The following is a 1752-nucleotide window of genomic DNA, read 5'->3' as shown; positions in this document are numbered from 1 at the left end:
TATTGCTCATCCTGAAAGATATTCAGAAGTTATAAGTAATGTTGAAGTATTAAATGACTTTATTGATGAAGGATGCCTTTTTCAGCTTAATGCAGGAAGTGTAAGAGGGGACTTTGGAAAAGATGTCAAAAAAACAGCAGAAAAGCTTATAAAAGCTGGAGTATATTCATTTATTGGAAGCGATGCTCATAATAATAAAAGTAGAAATACTGGAATACTTGAAGAGTCTCAAGAAGTATTTAAGAAAAATATTTTATTAAGAAGCGTATTTTTAGAAAATGAAGTTAAGTTACTTAATAATGAAGATATAAATTATGAAGGAAGTAAATTAAAAAGGAAAAAATTTTTCTTTATATAATAAAAATTTTTAAGTTAGTAAAAATAGGGGAAGTAATATTATGAATAAAATAAAAAAATGGAGAGTACCACTATTATTAATAGCAGATATAATTTTTATAAATATTGCATACTTATTTAGTTTTATTGTTAGATTTGACTTTAATATTCCACATGATTATATGCAATATTATATAAGAATGCTACCGATAATATTTTTGTCGTATATTATTCCATTAGCATTATTTAAGATGTACAAAAGTTTATGGAGTAATGCAAGTATAGATGAATTTATAAAAGGATTATTTGCATGTATTATTGGTTGCATAATAAATCTTATATATAACAATATTGAAAATAGAAGTTTACCAAATAGTATTGTTATATTAAGTGCAATACTTATATATGTTATGGTAGTTGGTATAAGGCTTTCATATAGAATATATAGAAGAATTATTGTATATGGAAAACTTGATGTAAAAAATGCAAAAAAAAGAGTTCTTGTAGTTGGTGCTGGTTCATGTGGTCATATGGTTATTTCTGAAATGTATAAAAATAAAAAAGAAGTAAATATGGTTCCGGTTGGAGTTATTGATGATGATAAAAATAAAATTGGAACATTTCTTCTTGGGGTAAAGGTTGTTGGAAATAGAAATGATATTCTAAGAGTTGTTGAAGAATACAATATAGATACAATAATTATAGCAATTTCAAAAACTAGTCCAAAGAAAAAGAAAGAAATAATAGAAATATGTCAGCAAACAAATGCTGAGATTAAAATAATACCAGGTGTTTATGAAATAATGGGGGGAAGGTTATCTCTTACACAAATGAGAGATGTTGATATTAAAGATTTACTTGGTAGAGATGAAGTTAAACTTGATAAAGATGGAGTTTCAAGTTATTTAAATGATAAAGTAGTTCTTGTAACTGGTGGAGGAGGCTCTATTGGATCAGAACTTTGTAGACAAATTGCTAACTTTAAACCAAAGAAACTTTTAATACTTGATATTTATGAAAATAATGCTTATGACATACAAAATGAATTAAAAAGAAATATGCCAGAACTTGATCAATTTACAATAATTGCATCAGTTAGAGATAAAAGAAGACTTAGAAAAATATTTAAAGAATTTAAGCCTGATGTTGTGTTCCATGCAGCAGCACATAAACATGTACCTCTTATGGAAGATAACTCAGAAGAAGCAATTAAAAATAATGTACTTGGAACATTAAATGTTGCAGAATGTGCAGATGAATTTAATTCAGAAAAGTTTGTACTTATTTCAACAGATAAGGCAGTAAATCCAACAAATATAATGGGTGCTACAAAGAGAATGTGCGAAATGATAGTACAAGCCATGAATAAAAAGAGTAAAACAGATTATGTTGCAGTAAGATTTGGAAATGTTCTTG

2 protein-coding genes are annotated in these 1752 nt (G+C 26.6%); both read left to right on the top strand.

Annotated elements, in window-relative coordinates:
• Positions 1 to 358, top strand: a 358-nt coding sequence (locus Q4E08_RS12125) for a CpsB/CapC family capsule biosynthesis tyrosine phosphatase (protein ID WP_303131293.1), incomplete at its 5' end; no start/stop codon positions are given.
• A gap of 40 nt (positions 359 to 398) precedes the next feature.
• Positions 399 to 1752 (top strand): SDR family NAD(P)-dependent oxidoreductase (locus tag Q4E08_RS12120; protein ID WP_303131291.1); only part of this gene is annotated, 1354 nt, incomplete at its 3' end.

This window comes from Clostridium sp., assembly GCF_030532265.1.
GTDB lineage: Bacteria > Bacillota > Clostridia > Clostridiales > Clostridiaceae > Clostridium.
The sequence above is the reverse complement of the archived record's forward strand: the minus strand, read 5'-3'. Positions and strand labels throughout refer to the sequence as shown.